Source organism: Streptomyces jumonjinensis (genome assembly GCF_009600885.1).
GTDB classification, from domain to species: Bacteria; Actinomycetota; Actinomycetes; order Streptomycetales; family Streptomycetaceae; genus Streptomyces; species Streptomyces jumonjinensis.
Map to the genome: position 1 here is coordinate 1 of NZ_VCLA01000164.1, position 16,107 is coordinate 16,107.

The window sequence follows — 16,107 nt, forward strand, 5'->3', positions numbered from 1 at the left end:
CTCCCGGGATCTCAGCCGCAGCCCGGCGGGGAGGGCGGCCCGCGCCCCATGGGCACGGCCACGGCGGACGGCCGGACGCCCGCACCCTCGGGCGAGACCCGTGCGGCGCGGGGGCTCGTGCCCCCGCGCCGTTCGCCGGCGCCCGCCCCGGCCGGCGGCCCGACCCGGTGGCGGGAGCGGCTGCGCGCGCCCCGGGCCGACCGGAGCAACGCCGTGCATCCGGGGGCCTGGTGGCTCTGGGCCCTCGGGCTCGCCGCCGCCGCCTCGCGGACGACCAACCCGCTGCTGCTCGGGCTGCTGGTGGCCACCGCCGGATATGTCGTGGCCGCCCGCCGCACGGACGCCCCCTGGGCCCGCTCCTATCTCTCCTTCGTCAAGCTCGGTCTGCTCGTCATCGCCGTCCGGGTCCTCTTCTCCACCCTGCTCGGCTCCCCGATCCCCGGGGCCCACACCCTCTTCACCCTCCCCGAGATCCCCCTCCCCGACTGGGCGCGCGGCATCCGCGTCGGCGGGCGCGTCACCGCCGAGCAGCTCGTCTTCGCGCTGTACGACGGGGCCAAGCTCGCCGCCCTCCTCATCTGCGTCGGCGCGGCCAACGCCCTCGCCAACCCCGCCCGGCTCCTCAAGAGCCTGCCGAGCGCGCTCTACGAGGCCGGGGTCGCCGTCGTCGTCGCCATGACCTTCGCGCCGAACCTGGTTGCCGACATCGCCCGGCTCCGCACCGCCCGGCGGCTGCGCGGCCGGCCCGCCGGCGGTCTCCGGGCGATCGTCCAGATCGGGCTGCCCGTCCTGGAGGGCGCGCTGGAGCGGTCCATCGCGGTCGCCGCCTCGATGGACGCCCGCGGCTACGGCCGCAGCGCCGAGGTCCCGCCCGCCATCGCCCGCCTCACCGCCGTCTGTGTGCTCGGCGGTCTGCTGGGCGTCTGCGCGGGCTCCTACGGGCTGCTCGCCGCCGAGGGCGGCGTCTACGGGCTCCCCCTGCTGATCGCCGGGCTCGCCGCCGCCGTCGCCGGGCTCGGGCTCGGCGGCCGGCGTTCGCTGCGCACCCGCTACCGGCCCGACCGCTTCGGCCCGCGCTCCTGGCTGGTGGCCGCGTCCGGCGCGGCGGTCGCCGCGCTGGTGATCTGGACCGGTTCGTACTCCCCGGAGGCGCTGCACCCCTCCGTCGTACCGCTGGCGGCTCCCGTCCTCCCCCTGTGGCCCGCGCTCTCGGTCGCCCTCGGACTGCTCCCGGCGTTCATCGCCCCCGTACCCAAGGAGTGCTCGTGATCCGGTTCGACCAGGTGTCCGTCACCTATGACGAAGCGGCCGGACCGGCGCTGGCGCAGCTCGATCTCACCGTCCCCGAAGGGGAGCTGGTGCTGCTCGTCGGCCCGTCAGGGGTCGGCAAGTCGACCCTGCTCGGCACGGTCTCCGGGCTGGTCCCGCACTTCACGGGCGGCACGCTGCGCGGCCGGGTCACCGTGGCCGGCCGGGACACCCGGACCCACCGGCCGCGTGAGCTCGCCGATGTCGTCGGCACGGTCGGCCAGGACCCGCTCGCCCACTTCGTCACCGACACGGTCGAGGACGAGCTCGCCTACGGCATGGAGTCGCTCGGTCTCGCCCCCGATGTGATGCGCCGCCGGGTGGAGGAGACCCTCGATCTGCTCGGCCTCGCGGAGCTGCGGGAGCGCCCGATCGCGACGCTGTCGGGCGGGCAGCGGCAGCGGGTGGCGATCGGCTCGGTGCTGACCCCGCACCCGAAGGTGCTGGTGCTCGACGAGCCGACCTCCGCCCTGGATCCGGCCGCGGCGGAGGAGGTGCTGGCGGTGCTCCAGCGGCTGGTGCACGATCTGGGCACCACCGTGCTGATGGCCGAGCACCGGCTCGAACGGGTGGTCCACTACGCGGACCAGGTGATTCTGCTGCCCGGCCCCGGGCAGGCCCCGGTGATCGGCGCTCCGGCCGATGTCATGGCCGTCTCCCCGGTACGGCCGCCGGTGGTCGCGCTGGGCCGTCTCGCGGGCTGGGACCCGCTGCCGCTGTCGGTACGGGACGCCCGCCGCCGCGCCTCGGCGCTGCGGGAACGCCTGGCGGACACGGCGCCCCCGGCCCTCTCCGCACCCGCGCCCGCACCCGCACCCGCACCTGTGGCCACGGGCGGCGACGGCACGGGACGCCGTACGGGTCTGCTCGCCCGGTTCGCCCGGAAGCCCCGGCCCGCAGCCGGTGAGACGGCTGAGGCGACCGGGGCGGCTGAGACGGCGGCCGTCACCCGGCTCACCGTCCGCCGCGACCGCGTCGACGCCCTCCGCGACATCACCCTCACCCTCTCCCCCGGCGAGACCGTCGCCCTGATGGGCCGTAACGGCGCGGGCAAGTCCACCCTGCTCGCCACCCTGGTCGGCCTGCTCGAACCCACCTCCGGCACCGTCTCCGTGGGCGGCCGGACCCCCTACGGCACGGACCCGCGCGAACTGATCCGCCAGGTCGGCCTGGTGCCCCAGGAGCCGCGCGATCTGCTGTACGCGGACACCGTGGCCGCCGAGTGCGCCGCCGCCGACCGCGACGCGGACGCGGCCCCCGGCTCCTGCCGCGCCCTGGTGAGCGAACTGCTGCCGGGCGTACCGGACGGAACCCACCCCCGCGATCTCTCCGAGGGGCAGCGGCTCGCGCTCGCGCTGGCCGTCGTGCTCACCGGCCGTCCGCCGCTGCTGCTGCTCGACGAGCCGACCCGCGGGCTGGACTACGCGGCCAAGGCCCGGCTGGTCGGCGTGTTGCGGAAGCTCGCGGCCCAGGGCCACACCATCGTGCTCGCCACCCATGACGTGGAGCTCGCCGCCGACCTCGCCCACCGGGTGGTGATCCTCGCCGACGGGGAGAGCGTGACGGACGGCCCCACCGCGGAAGCGGTCGTCTCATCGCCCGCCTTCGCCCCCCAGGTCGCCAAGATCCTGGCCCCGCAGCGCTGGCTGACCGTCGCCCAGGTCGAGGAGGCGCTGTGAGCGGCTCCGGACCGGTCCGGCTCGGCCCCCGCTCGGTCGCCGCCCTCGTCCTGGTCGGCCTGGTCGGCGTCGTCGCCTTCGGCTGGCCGCTGCTCGCCGACCCCGGCTCCGGCCTGGTCGCCCACCGCGCCGACGCGCCCTGGCTCTTCGCCGCGCTGCTCCCGCTGCTGGTGGCCGTCGTCGTCGCGACGATCGCGGACACGGGGATGGACGCCAAGGCGGTGGCGATGCTCGGGGTGCTGGCGGCGGCCGGGGCGGCGCTGCGCCCGCTCGGCGCGGGCACCGCGGGCCTGGAACCCATGTTCTTCCTGATGGTGCTGAGCGGCCGGGTGCTGGGGCCGGGCTTCGGCTTCGTCCTGGGCGCGGTGACGATGTTCGCGTCCGCGCTGCTGACGGGCGGGGTGGGCCCGTGGATGCCGTTCCAGATGCTGGCGATGGGCTGGTTCACCATGGGCGCGGGGCTGCTGCCGGGCGGCGACCGGCTCCGGGGCCGTACGGAAGCGGTGCTGCTCGGCGTGTACGGGACGGTCGCGTCCTTCGCGTACGGCACGGTCATGAACCTCCAGGGCTGGATCTACATCGGCGGGCTCTCCTCCGGGATCTCCTTCCAGCCGGGCGATCCGCTCCAGGAGAATCTGGTGCGCTTCCTCGCCTACTGCCTGGCGACCTCCCTCGGCTGGGATCTGGGCCGGGCCGTGCTCACCCTGGTGCTGACGCTCACGGCCGGACCCGCCGTCCTGCGGGCGCTGCGCCGGGCGACCCGGCGGGCGGCCTTCGAGACGCAGATCACCTTCGAGGCCCCGGACCGGGGCGCCCCCGGGTGAGCCGCCCCACAGGACTTCCGTCCTCCACTAAGCGGGACAGTAGGGATACGGGGGTGCTCCCCGTGCCCTGTTTCCCCAGCGTGAGCCGGGGAAACGGGGTCCTTGGCGGCCAGGCGGCCCAGGGGTGGGTGTGCGAGCTCGCCTAGTACTGGGGATCGTTGCGGCGGCCCCCGCGGGCCACTAAGACTGGTCCGGTCGCCAGGCGCGGCCCGTGCCCCCAGGGCGCGGCCCACGCCGTCGGGCGGCCGGACCCCCCGTACACACGAGGAGAACCGGCGTGCCCGGGCGGCAGTCCCGTCCCCGACGTAAGGCGCCTTCTGTGTCCCGCTCCGTCCTCAGCCGTATCGCCATCCGCCCCCGGACCGCCCTGGTCGGCTCCGCGCTCGCCGTGACGTCCGCCGCCATGGTGCTGGGTGTGAACGCCCCGGCCGCCTCCGCCGCTCCCGTGGCGGCCGAGACGGCGTCCGCGCAGGCGATCGCCAAGAAGATGATCGGCGACGAGGCGCAGTACAACTGCTTCAGCAAGATCGTCACGCATGAGAGCAACTGGGATGTGAACGCCCAGAACCCGTCCAGTGGCGCGTACGGCCTGGTGCAGGCGCTGCCCGGCGGAAAGATGGCGTCGGCGGGCTCCGACTGGCAGACGAACCCCGAGACCCAGATCGAGTGGGGCCTCGACTATATGAAGGACCGCTACGGCAGCCCCTGCGCCGCCTGGTCCGCCTGGCAGACCCAGGGCTGGTACTGACGGACGCCTTAGGGTCGCCGGGGCGGGAGATCGCCCCGGCGACCCTGTTGGCCACCTCGGCCCACGGCTTCCCCGGGCCTCGCGGCCCGCACGGCCCGCACGGCATGGGCGGCATGGGCGGCATGGGCGGCAGCCGCTGAAGAGCCTCAGATCCGCTGAAGAATCGTCCCCGTCGCCAGCGCGCCCCCCGCACACATCGTCACCAGCGCGAACTCCCGGTCCCTGCGCTCCAGCTCGTGCAGCGCCGTGGTGATCAGCCGCGCTCCCGTCGCCCCGACCGGATGCCCCAGCGCGATCGCGCCGCCGTTGACATTGACCTTCTCCAGGTCCTGCTCGAAGACCTGCGCCCAGCTCAGCGCCACCGAGGCGAACGCCTCGTTGACCTCGACCACGTCGATGTCCTTGAGCGACATCCCCGCCTTCCCCAGCACCGCCCTGGTCGCGTCCACCGGTCCGTCCAGATGGAACGCGGGGTCGGACCCCACCAGCGCCTGCGCCACGATCCGCGCCCGCGGCCTGAGCCTCAGCGCCCGCGCCATCCGCTTCGACGCCCACATGATCGCCGCCGCGCCGTCCGATATCTGGGCGGAGTTCCCGGCCGTGTGCACCGCCGTCGGCATCACCGGCTTCAGCTTCGCCAGCGCCTCCATGCTGGTCTCCCGCAGCCCCTCGTCCCGGTCCACGAGCCGCCACATCCCCTGCCCCGCCGACTGCTCCTCCTCGGTCGTCGGGACCTGGACCGCGAAGGTCTCGCGCTTGAAGCGCTCCTCGGCCCAGGCGGTCCGCGCCCGCTCCTGGGAGAGCAGCCCGAGCGAGTCGACCCGCTCCCGGGTCAGCCCCCGGTTGCGGGCGATGCGCTCGGCGGCCTCGAACTGATTGGGGAGATCCACATTCCACTCGTCGGGGAAGGGCTTGCCCGGACCGTGCTTGGACCCGCTCCCCAGCGGCACCCGGGACATCGACTCGACCCCGCAGCTGATCCCGACGTCGATGACCCCCGACGCGATCATGTTCGCGACCATATGGGACGCCTGCTGCGACGATCCGCACTGGCAGTCCACGGTGGTCGCGGCCGTCTCATACGGAAGCCCCATGGCCAGCCAGGCGTTGCGCGCGGGGTTCATGGACTGCTCCCCCGCGTGGGTGACCGTGCCGCCGACGATCTGCTCGACGCAGTCGGGCTGGATGCCGGTGCGGCCGAGGAGTTCGCGGTAGGTCTCGCCCAGGAGGTAGGCGGGGTGGAGGTTGGCGAGCGCGCCCTGGCGCTTGCCGATCGGAGTGCGTACGGCTTCGACGATGACGGGTTCCGCGGCCATGACTCGTCCTCTCCTCACATGCGCGAGCGTCCCGGCGACCCGCGCTAGAACTAGTACGCGTTCTAGTTCTTCCGCAAGTCTTATGAGAGTTACCCCCGGTACGCAAGGGCCTTGCACGCCGTTGGCGCGCATCAGGCGGGTATCCGGCAGGCATCCGGCGGGCAACAGTTCCCGCGCCGCCCCTTGCCACTTATAGAACTCGTTACTAGCTTTCGGACATCTCCTGATGGGTCGTCAGGAATGCGGTGGGCCGACCGACGACCGTGTACCCGACGCCGACGCCAGAGCTGGAGTTGCCGATGTCCTGCCCCTATCTGCCCGAAGGGCCCGCCCAGCTGCCCGAAGGGTTCGACTTCACCGATCCCGATCTGCTGCGGACCCGGGTGCCGCACCCCGAGTTCGCCCTGATGAGAGAGACCGCGCCGGTGTCATGGGTCCCCCAGCGGCGCGGCGTCTCCGGCTTCGACGACACGGGCTACTGGGCGGTGACCCGCCACGCGGACGTCAAATACGTCTCCACGCACCCCGAGCTGTTCTCGTCCTTCACCAACACCGCGGTCATCCGCTTCAACGAGTCGATCAAACGCGAGCAGATCGAAGTCCAGCGGCTGATCATGCTCAACATGGACCCGCCGGAGCACACCCGCGTACGGCAGATCGTGCAGCGTGGCTTCACCCCGCGCGCGATCGACTCCCTCCAGAACGCCCTGCGCGACCGGGCCCGCTCCATCGTGGCTGAGGCCGTGGCGCGGTCGCGGTCCGGCGGCTCCTTCGACTTCGTCGCCACCCTCGCGGCCGAGCTTCCGCTCCAGGCCATCGCCGAGCTGATCGGCGTCCCCCAGGAGGACCGGGCCCGGATCTTCGAGTGGTCCAACACCATGGCCTCGTACGACGATCCGGAGTTCGCCGTCACCGAGCAGGCCGGTCTTGAGGCGACGATGGAGTTCATGGCGTACTCGATGAACCTCGCCGCCGCCCGCAAACAGTGCCCGGCGGGGGACGTCGTCAGCCAGTTGGTGGCGGCCGAGGGCCTGGGCAATCTGTCGTCGGACGAATTCGGCTTCTTCGTGATCCTGCTGGCCGTGGCCGGAAACGAGACCACGCGCAATGCCATCACCCACGGCATGCTCGCGTTTCTCACCCACCCCGAGCAGTGGGAGCTCTTCAAACGGGAGCGGCCGGGCACCGCGGCCGAGGAGATCGTGCGCTGGGCCTCGCCCATCGTCTCCTTCCAGCGCACCGCCGCCGAGGACGTCGTCCTCGGCGGACGGGAGATCCGCGAGGGCGACCGGGTGGGGCTCTTCTACTCCTCCGCCAACAACGACCCCGAGGTCTTCGACCGTCCCGAGATCTTCGACATCGGCCGCGACCCCAATCCGCATCTCGGATTCGGCGGCGGGGGGCCGCATTTCTGTCTCGGCAAGTCGCTCGCGGTGACGGAGATCGAGCTGATCTTCAACGCGATCGCCGACGAGCTGCCGGATCTGCGGCTCGCGGGCGAGCCGCGCCGGCTCCGCTCGGCATGGCTGAACGGAGTCAAGGAACTCCAGGTCACCACGGATCTCTGAGCACCGGCGCCACCGGCGCTCCGCTCCGGGCCGCCGCGTCCGAGTGGCGGGAGCCCCCGGGGTGGCGGATGCTGGCTGAAGCGGCGATCCACCCCCCGGGGGCGCGGGCCCGATGCCCGTGCCTCCGGGGGCACGTCATGCGCGCGCGCCGACAGCGCACGGCCAGGAGGGCCCGGCCTGGAAGGTGCGGCCAGGAAGGCGCGGCTAGGAGGGCCCGGCCGGAAGCGCGGTCTTCTCCTGAGGTTCCCGAGGCTCCTGAGGCCCCTGAGACTCCCCGGAACCCTGCGCGGCCTCCCCGGAGATCTCCCCGGGCTCCCGTGCCGCCGGCACCACGGCCGCGGCGGCCGGATCGGGCGCCGGTACAGGGTCCGAGTCCGGGGCCCGGTCCGCCGCCGAGGCGGCCTCCCCCGCCAGGGGCGCCAGCGCGCGCCGCCCCGAGAGCAGATACGTCAGCCCGAAGCCGGCGCCGACCACCAGCGCGCCGCCCACCGCGTCCAGGATCCAGTGATTCGCGGTGCCGACGATGACACAGATCGTGATCAGCGGATGGATCAGCCCCAGCGCCTTCATCCACATCTTCGGCGCGAGCAGCACGACCACCACACCGCACCAGAGCGACCAGCCGAAGTGCAGCGACGGCATCGCCGCGTACTGGTTGGTGACCGCCGTCATCGCGCCGAACTCGGGATTGGCCAGGTCCTCGGTCCGGTGGACCGTGTCGATGAAACCCATTCCGGGCATCAGCCGGGGCGGCGAGAGCGGGTAGAGCCAGAACCCGACCAGCGCCAGCAGGGTGGCGAAGGCGAGCGCCGAGCGCGCCCAGCGGTAATCCGCGGGCCTGCGGATGTAGAGCAGCGCCAGAATGATCAGCGGAACCGGGAAGTGGAACGACGTGTAGTAGAAGTTGAAGAAGCCTTCCAGCCACTCCACCTTCACCACCGCGTGATTGAACCAGTGCTCGATGTCGATGCCGAGCGCCTGCTCGATGGAGTTGATCTGCCGGCCGTGCTCACGCGCCGCGTCCACACTGCCGGTCGCGGCGAGCCGGATCTGCGAGTAGATCGAGTAGCCGACCCGGATGACGATCACTTCGAGCAGCAGATTGGGGCGGCTCACCACCCGCCGCCAGAACGGCAGCAGCGGGACGCGGCTCCAGCGGGACGGCAGCGGCTTGACGTACTCGGTGGGGATCGGCCGGGCGAAGTGCGGCGAGGTCCGCGACAGGAACGGCACCGCGCAGGCCGCCGCCAGCGCCGCGATCAGCACCGCGTTGTCGCGTACGGGCTGGAGCACGGCCAGGTTCGGCAGCAGCATCTTGCTCGGCAGGGTGACCGCGAGCACGGTCAGCACCGGCCACAGCATCCGGTCCGACCACCGCTTGCCGACCCGGCCGACGACCGCGAGCAGCACCCACAGCAGCTGGTGCTGCCAGGTGGTGGGCGAGATCGCGACGGCGACACAGCCGGTGACGGCGACGGCCAGCAGCAGCTGTCCGTCCTGGGCGTAGCGGACGGCGCGGCGCAGTCCCAGCCAGGCCACGACGGCGGCCAGCGCCAGATAGAGGGCGATCTCCAGCGGCCCGGAGAGGCCGAAGCGCAGCAGCGCGCCGTGCAGCGACTGGTTGGCGAGCCCGTCGGGGTGGCTGCCGAGTCCGGCCCCGGCGACATGGTTGACCCAGTACGTCAGGGAGTCGCCGGGCATCGCGGCCCAGGCGAGCGCGGAAGCGGCGGCGAAGGTCGCGGCCGAGGCGACGGCGGCCCGGCGCCGTCCGGTGAGCCAGAGCAGCGGCGCGAAGAGCAGCACGGTGGGCTGGAGGGCCGCGCCGATGCCGATGAGCACCCCGGAGGCCCGCTCGCCGCGTGCCAGGAAGCAGCCGAGGAGGACGAGCAGCACCGGGATGATACTGGTCTGGCCGAGGTGGAAGCTGTTGCGGACCGGCAGCGAGATCATCAGCAGGCTGATCGCGACGGGGGCGGCGAGCAGGGAGCTGCGGCGCGACACGGGCCCGGGGAGGGCGCGGGCGACGACCAGGCCGATCCCGACGACCAGGAGCAGGGTGCCGAAGGTCCAGCCGACGCCCAGGGCCTGCTCGGCGGAGCGGGTGAGGGGCTTGAGCACCAGCCCTGCGAACGGGGTGCCGGTGAAGCCGCCGCTGTCGTACAGCGATCCCTTCACGGAGAGCACGCCGTCGTCGCCGATCCAGGTCTCCAGGTCCAGGAAGCGTTCACCGGGCGGCAGCCGCAGCACCACCGCCGCCTGCCGTATGGCGAGGACGGCGGCCACGAGCCATAGCGCGGCCCTCGCCGCGCCCATCCTCGTGTCCGTCGTCGCACTCCCGCGCATGCTGTGCTCCGCGTTCGCCACGTCGCGCCGCGCCTCCCCTACGATCCGTTACGTCCGGTCTTCTCTCGGTTCCCAGAGCCTCGCACTGCCCGGTGGACAAGACTCGGGCAGCCCCCTCTTTACCTGACTGTCAGGTTCTCCGACCGGTTTCTCGGCCGGTCGGTTCCCTGGTCGGCTCCGGTGATGACGCGACCGGGCGGGCGCGTCTGAGGGGCATGCGGGGGGAACATACGAGAACCGCGGCGTGCACATGGCCGCCGCGGCCTGCCGGGCCGGGCCCGGAGAACCCCTCGCTGGCATAAGTTTGACGTATGAATCAGGAGTCTCAGCAGCCCCGGGGTGAGAATCAGGATCTGTGGCGGTCCGTCGACCGCTATGTGACCGGTCTTCTGGCGCCCGACGACGAGGTACTGACAGCCGCGGTCGAGGCGAGCGACCGCGCGGGACTGCCCGCGATCGCGGTCGCGGGCAATCAGGGGAAGCTGCTCTATCTGCTGGCGCTGACCCAGGGCGCGCGGCGGGTGCTGGAGATCGGCACGCTGGGCGGTTACAGCACGATCTGGCTGGCCAGGGCGCTGCCGGCGGACGGCAGGCTGATCTCGCTGGAGTACAGCGGCGCGCATGCGGAGGTGGCGCGCGCCAATCTCGCCCGCGCCGGTCTCGACTCGGTGGCGGAGGTACGCACGGGGGCGGCGCTGGAGACGCTGCCGAAGCTGGCGGCGGAGCCGGGCGCGGGCCCGTTCGATCTGTTCTTCATCGACGCGGACAAGGTGAACAACGCCCGGTATGTGGAGTGGGCCCTCAGGCTCTCCCGTCCGGGCAGCCTGATCATCGTCGACAACGTCGTCCGCGGCGGTGCGGTGCTGGCCGAGGGCGGGGCGGACCCGGCGGTGGCGGGCACCCGGGAGATGTACGAGCTGGTGGCGCGTGAGCCACGGCTGGAGGCGACGGCGGTCCAGACGGTCGGCTCGAAGGGGCACGACGGGTTTCTGCTGGCGCGGGTCGTCTCCTGAGCCCTGGTGGAAGGTGAAGGTGGAGGCGTGGAGCGCGTCCCGGCTCCCCCACACGGAGAGGGCGCACGCCCCGCGGACTGTTCCTGGGCTGTTCCTGGACTGTTCCGCCCCCCGAGCGGGTGAATTATCGGCCGGGCCGGTCCGAATTCCCTTAGCCGTCCCTCCGCCTTCCCTTCGTCTTCCCTTCGTCTTCCCCTCGCCGGAATCCGCGCCGCCGACCGCCCAATAGCCTCGGTCACGTAATCGTATTTAGTTCCTTCGGCCACCGGACAACCGCAGGAGTGCTTAGCTGTTGCCTCAGGGCGCGACAGCAACCCGTACCACGACGATGCTGGAGCTCCTGAACTCCTCTATGGCCAGCTGGGCATATTCGAACGCTCCTGGTCAGCGGGAATGCAGAAGGAACCGACGACGACCGCCGGGCCGAACAGGGGGATACTCATGGAAAGCGAACAGGACACCGGGGCCGGGGACGTGGTAAGCGCCCGGGACCGATTCGCCGAAGCCCTCCGGGACGCGAGGGAGCTGCATGTGCCCAGACAGCTCTCGCAGACCGACTTGGCGCGTATCGCCAGGACCTCGCGGTCGACCATCAGCCGGCTGGAGAACAGCAAGGGCCCGATCCCGCAGGAACTGCCCGCCACCCTGGACCGCGTCTTCGGGACCGACGGGGTCTTCCGGCGCCTCTCCGAGGAAGCCGCGTCACAGGCCTTTCCCGAACTGTACCGGCGCCGTATGACGCTGGAGCGGGAAGCGGTCGCGATCTGGGAGTGGTCGCCCAGCATCGTGCCCGGACTGCTCCAGTCCCATGGATACGCCCGGGAGATTCTGCGGGCGGGCGACCCGAGGGCGGGCAAGGACGAATTGACGGCGTCGGTCCGCACCCGGCTCGCCCGCCAGGATCTCTTCCGCGCGGCGACGCCCCCGGATTTCCGGGTGGTGCTCTGTGAATCGGTGGTGCGCCGCCGGATCGGGTCGCCCGATGTCATGCGCGAGCAGCTCATGACGCTTCTCTCGCACGGCCAGCGGCCGACGACCCGCATCCAGATTCTGCCGCTCGACGCGGAAGCGCATCTTCTGGTCAACACGCCGATCACCTTTCTGACCGCGCCGACTCATATGACACTGCTCTATGTCGAGTCGTATCACACGGCCGGGATCGTCGAGGACCTCGAACGTATCCGCGAGGCGAAACGGGCATTCGACGACCTCATGGGTGAAGCGCTCTCAGCACGGGACAGCGCGGATTTCATCAGAGCGCGGATGGAGGAATGGTGAACAGCAGTACGCTCGCCGGTCCGGCGGCCCCTCAGTGGGTCAAGTCCACCTACAGCGATCCGCACGGCGGCAACTGCGTCGAGTGGGCCCCCTCCTGTGTCCGGGCCCATGGCATGGTCCCCGTGCGGGACAGCAAGGTCCCCGCCGGCCCGGCCCTGATCCTGACGCCCGGGGCATGGGCCACCCTGGTCGCCCTCGCGCGCGCCACGGCCGCGTGAGTCCGGGGCGGGCGCGCACCGGGACCTGACCGAACGGCCCGCTGCCCCGGGGGGTACCGTCGAGATCCCTCTATGCGAAGGATGTCCCGTGGCCAGCGTAGTGAAGATCAATGTCCTGACCGTCCCGGCCGAACAGCGCGAAGTGCTGGAGAAGCGCTTCGCCGCCCGCGCCGAGGCGGTGGAGAGCGCCGACGGCTTCGAAGGGTTCGAGCTGCTCCGTCCCCTGGAGGGGACCGATCAGTACTTGGTCTACACAAAGTGGCGCAGCGAGTCGGATTTCGAGGCGTGGATGGCGGGCTCGATGCGCGGCGCCCACGCGCCCGCGCAGGGGGAGGGCGGCGAGCGGCCGAAGCCCGCGGCGACCGGGTCGACGCTGTGGTCGTTCGAGGTGGTCCAGTCGGTCCCGCCGAAGTCCTGACGTCTGAGCCGGGGGCCATAAGCTCCCGGGCCCTGAAGTCCCGGCTTCTGGCCCCCGGGCGCGCTTGGTTTGAAGAAACTCCCTAGTGCGCCCGGTGGTCGCGCGGCGGCCCCGCCCCCTCCGGCCGTTCCGCGTCCGAGCCGCAGAGCTCCGCGTTGAGCTCCTCCACGAGCTGTACGAGGTCGGTGGGCCGGTCCGGTTCCCACCAGTCGCCCAGCAGTTCGGCGAGCGACTCCTCCCGCGCCTTGGCCAGCCGTACGGCGGTCTGGAGCCCGGGCTCGGTGAGCAGCAGCTGCAACCCCTCCCGGCGGGCCAGACCGCGCTCTTCCAGCTGCCGGGCGGCGTCCGTGATCACCCGCAGCGGTACGGGGGTGCTCCCGGCCAGCAGCCCCGGGTCCACCGTCCCATGGCGGCGGATGCGCAGCAGCAGCCAGCTCGCCGCGGGCAGCATGTCGTATCCGGCCTTCGCGGTGATCTTCTCGTAGATCTCGCGTCTGCCCTCGCGGGAGCCGAGCACCGACAGCGCGCGGGCGCACTCCTCGTGGGAGGAGCGCTCGACCGGGTTGGAGGCGAGGGTCTGGCTGGTGTCGGGGGCGGTGACCGAGCCCCGGAGCCGGTCCTCCTTGAGGAACCAGGCGACGACGAAGGCCACCAGCACCACCGGCACCGCGTACAGGAAGACGCTGGTGATGGCCGTGGAGAAGGCGTGGATGACCGGCTGCCGCAGATCCGGCGGCAGCTTCGGGATCCCCTGGGGATCGGCGGCCAGCGCCCCCGCGTCCGCGCCGGGCGGCACCGCCCGGCCCCGGAGCGCTTCGTCGAGCCTGCTGCCCAGCCCGTTGGAGAAGATCGTGCCGAAGATGGCGACGCCGAACGAGGCCCCGATGGAGCGGAAGAAGGTCGCGCCCGAGGTGGCGACGCCGAGGTCCGCGTAGCTGACGGCGTTCTGCACCACCAGCACCAGCACCTGCATGACCAGGCCGAGTCCGCTGCCAAAAACAAAAAAATACAGACTGATCTGCCAGGTGGAGCTGGTTTCGGTGAGCCGGTGGAGCAGCAGCAGTCCGATGGCGGTGACGCCGGTGCCGGCGATCGGGAACACCTTCCAGCGGCCGGTGCGGCTGACGAGCTGCCCGGACACCGTGGAGGCGAGCAGCATGCCCACCACCATCGGCAGCATGTGCACACCGGAGAGGGTGGGGCTGATGCCGTGGACGACCTGGAGGAACGTCGGCAGAAACGTCATCGTGCCGAACATCGCGAAGCCGACGATGAAGCTGATGACGGAGACGAGGGTGAAGGTACGGATCCGGAAGAGCCCCAGCGGCAGCACGGGTTCGGCGGCCCGCCGCTCGACCAGGATGAAGAGGGCCAGCAGCACCATGCCGAGTACGGCGAGCCCGATGATCTGCGCCGAGCTCCAGGCCCAGGTGGTGCCGCCGAGGGAGGCGACCAGCACCAGACAGGTGGCGACGGAGGCGATGAGGAAGGTGCCGAGGTAGTCGATCCGGTGCGGCGTGGAGCGTACGGGGATGTGCAGCACGGCGGCGATGACGATCAGCGCCACGACGCCGATGGGCAGGTTGATGTAGAAGACCCAGCGCCAGCTGAGGTTGTCGGTGAAGAAGCCGCCGAGCAGCGGCCCGAGGACGCTGCTGGCGCCGAAGACCCCGCCGAACAGGCCCTGGTACCGGCCGCGTTCGCGCGGCGGGACGATATCGCCGACGATCGCCATGGACAGCACCATCAGCCCGCCGCCGCCCAGCCCCTGGAGCGCCCGGAAGCCGATGAGCTGGGGCATGTCCTGGGCGACTCCGCAGAGCGCGGAGCCGATGAGGAAGATGACGATCGCGGCCTGGAAGAGCTTCTTACGGCCGTACTGGTCGCCGAGCTTGCCCCACAGCGGGGTGGCCGCGGTCGAGGCCAGCAGATACGCGGTGACCACCCAGGAGAGATGTTCCAGGCCGCCCAGCTCGCTGACGATGGTGGGCAGGGCGGTGGAGACGATCGTCTGGTCGAGCGCGGCGAGCAGCATGCCGAGGAGCAGGGCACCGATGGCGACCAGGACGCTCCGGCGGTTCTGACCCTCGCCGGGGGCCGGACTCATGGGGGTGGAGCGTACTTCCTGAGCCATGCCGATCTCCTCGGGTGCGCGTCCTTCCCATCGTGTGACGTATGCGCGGTTATGGCCTGCGGGGGCGGTGGATTGGCGGGTTGGGGGCTCGTTTTGTATCGTGATGAAACAAAGCGGCCCCGTCCGTACTCCCTGACCGGCGGACGGGGCCGTAATGCGCTTTCCCCGCGGTCGCGCCGCAGCGGCGCCGCCGCCCCGCTATGGAGTACGGAGTACGCCGATGTCCAGCAGCACCTCTCTGACCGTCCGGGCCCTTCTTCTCGACATGGACGGAACCCTCGTCGACTCGGACGCGGCGGTGGCGCGGATCTGGCGGGAGTGGGCCGAGGGGCACGGGCTCGACCCCGAGGCGGTGATGAGCATCGTCCACGGGCGGCAGGGGTACGCCACGATGGCGGAACTGCTGCCGGACCGGCCGATGGCCGAGAACCACGCGGAGAACGCGGCGATGCTCGCCCGCGAGACGGCGGACACCGAGGGGGTCGTGCCGATACCCGGGGCCCCGGCCTTCCTGGCGTCGCTCGCCCGGCTGCCGCACGCGCTGGTGACCTCGGCGGACGCCGCCCTGACGCGGGCGCGGATGGCGGCGGCGGGGCTGCCGGAGCCGGCGACCCGGATCACCGCGGAGTGCGTGGGGGCGAGCAAGCCGGACCCCGAGGGCTTTCTGAAGGGCGCGGCCGGGCTGGGCTTCGCTCCCGAGGAGTGCGTGGCCTTCGAGGACTCCGAGGCCGGCATCAGGGCGGCCCGCGCGGCGGGCATGGCCGTGGTGGGCGTGGGGCCGAGGGCCCGCTCGCTCGGACCCGATCTGCATGTGGACGATCTGCGCGCCATCACGGTGACGGAGGCGGAACCGGGCTGGATCCGGGTGACCGCCGCAGCACTGTAGACCACCCCACGCTCCCCAGCGCCCCGCACGGTCCTGTGCACGACGACGGCGGGAGGGGCCCCCTGCCCGGCGTCGGGCCCTCGTCGGGGGCCAGCCCCCGAACCCCCGCGCCTCAATCGCCGGCGGGGCTGAATTTGGCTCCCCGCTCCTCAATCTCCCCCAGACTTCGTCCGGGGGGACCCCCAAGAGGCTGGATTTTGCTCGCCTCAATCTCCCCGACCCCCAAGGGGCTGGGTTTGCCGGAGGCGGAGTGTGCGGGGTCCCGAGGTGCGGGGTCCGTCCTCAAACGCCGGACGGGCTGGTTCTGCTGGGATCGGCGGCGGGCGGGTTGAGGGGTCTCAGGGGAGGGGGCCGCGCAGGGGTGGTGCCGGGAC

The 16,107-nt window shown here is 71.9% G+C and carries 13 protein-coding genes; 10 read left to right on the forward strand and 3 right to left on the reverse strand.

Annotation, left to right across the window (positions count from 1 at the left end; genetic code table 11):
- Nucleotides 1-48: 48 nt before the first annotated feature.
- The 4 genes from FF041_RS23500 (at nt 49) to FF041_RS23515 (ending at nt 4,559) form a co-directional block, all read left to right on the forward strand.
- Nucleotides 49-1,269, forward strand: a complete 1,221-nt coding sequence (locus FF041_RS23500) for a CbiQ family ECF transporter T component (protein ID WP_153524653.1) — start codon at nt 49-51, stop codon at nt 1,267-1,269.
- Entirely contained in the window at nt 1,266-2,987 is a 1,722-nt protein-coding gene (locus FF041_RS23505; RefSeq protein WP_323392501.1) for an ABC transporter ATP-binding protein, read from the forward strand. Before FF041_RS23500 ends, FF041_RS23505 begins: the two co-directional genes overlap by 4 nt.
- Nucleotides 2,951-3,811 (forward strand): ECF transporter S component, encoded by an 861-nt coding sequence (locus FF041_RS23510; RefSeq protein WP_153524654.1) that lies wholly within the window; start codon nt 2,951-2,953, stop codon nt 3,809-3,811. Before FF041_RS23505 ends, FF041_RS23510 begins: the two co-directional genes overlap by 37 nt.
- Nucleotides 3,812-4,130: 319 nt before the next feature.
- Nucleotides 4,131-4,559 carry an aggregation-promoting factor C-terminal-like domain-containing protein gene (locus tag FF041_RS23515; RefSeq protein ID WP_323372367.1) on the forward strand — a complete coding sequence of 143 codons (429 nt, stop codon included), beginning with the start codon at nt 4,131-4,133 and terminating at the stop codon, nt 4,557-4,559.
- 146 nt (nt 4,560-4,705) lie between these two features.
- Here FF041_RS23515 and FF041_RS23520 read toward each other — a convergent pair whose 3' ends face one another.
- Entirely contained in the window at nt 4,706-5,875 is a 1,170-nt protein-coding gene (locus FF041_RS23520) for a steroid 3-ketoacyl-CoA thiolase (RefSeq protein WP_153486861.1), read from the reverse strand.
- Between the two features lie 299 nt (nt 5,876-6,174).
- On the opposite strand from FF041_RS23520, the gene FF041_RS23525 reads away from it, so the two are divergent.
- Nucleotides 6,175-7,443: a cytochrome P450 gene (locus FF041_RS23525; RefSeq protein ID WP_153524655.1), complete on the forward strand. Its 1,269-nt coding sequence runs from the start codon at nt 6,175-6,177 to the stop codon at nt 7,441-7,443.
- 204 nt (nt 7,444-7,647) lie between these two features.
- On the opposite strand, the gene FF041_RS23530 is transcribed toward FF041_RS23525, so the two are convergent.
- Nucleotides 7,648-9,786, reverse strand: a complete 2,139-nt coding sequence (locus FF041_RS23530; protein WP_153524656.1) for a bifunctional glycosyltransferase 87/phosphatase PAP2 family protein — start codon at nt 9,784-9,786, stop codon at nt 7,648-7,650.
- 311 nt (nt 9,787-10,097) lie between these two features.
- Here FF041_RS23530 and FF041_RS23535 point away from each other — a divergent pair, with 311 nt between their 5' ends.
- The 4 genes from FF041_RS23535 to FF041_RS23550 all read left to right on the forward strand — a co-directional run bounded on the left by FF041_RS23535 (nt 10,098) and on the right by FF041_RS23550 (nt 12,713).
- Entirely contained in the window at nt 10,098-10,799 is a 702-nt protein-coding gene (locus FF041_RS23535; protein WP_153524657.1) for an O-methyltransferase, read from the forward strand.
- Between the two features lie 441 nt (nt 10,800-11,240).
- On the forward strand, nt 11,241-12,077 hold the full coding sequence (locus FF041_RS23540; protein WP_153524658.1) for a helix-turn-helix domain-containing protein: 837 nt from the start codon (nt 11,241-11,243) through the stop codon (nt 12,075-12,077).
- Entirely contained in the window at nt 12,071-12,295 is a 225-nt protein-coding gene (locus FF041_RS23545; RefSeq protein ID WP_153524659.1) for a DUF397 domain-containing protein, read from the forward strand. Before FF041_RS23540 ends, FF041_RS23545 begins: the two co-directional genes overlap by 7 nt.
- An 88-nt stretch (nt 12,296-12,383) precedes the next feature.
- Nucleotides 12,384-12,713, forward strand: coding sequence for an antibiotic biosynthesis monooxygenase family protein (locus FF041_RS23550; protein WP_323392503.1), 330 nt, complete (start codon nt 12,384-12,386; stop codon nt 12,711-12,713).
- A gap of 82 nt (nt 12,714-12,795) precedes the next feature.
- On the opposite strand, the gene FF041_RS23555 is transcribed toward FF041_RS23550, so the two are convergent.
- Nucleotides 12,796-14,847: an MDR family MFS transporter gene (locus FF041_RS23555; RefSeq protein WP_153524661.1), complete on the reverse strand. Its 2,052-nt coding sequence runs from the start codon at nt 14,845-14,847 to the stop codon at nt 12,796-12,798.
- Nucleotides 14,848-15,067: 220 nt separating this feature from the next.
- On the opposite strand from FF041_RS23555, the gene FF041_RS23560 reads away from it, so the two are divergent.
- Nucleotides 15,068-15,733, forward strand: a complete 666-nt coding sequence (locus tag FF041_RS23560; protein ID WP_228388570.1) for an HAD-IA family hydrolase — start codon at nt 15,068-15,070, stop codon at nt 15,731-15,733.
- Nucleotides 15,734-16,107: the final 374 nt, after the last annotated feature.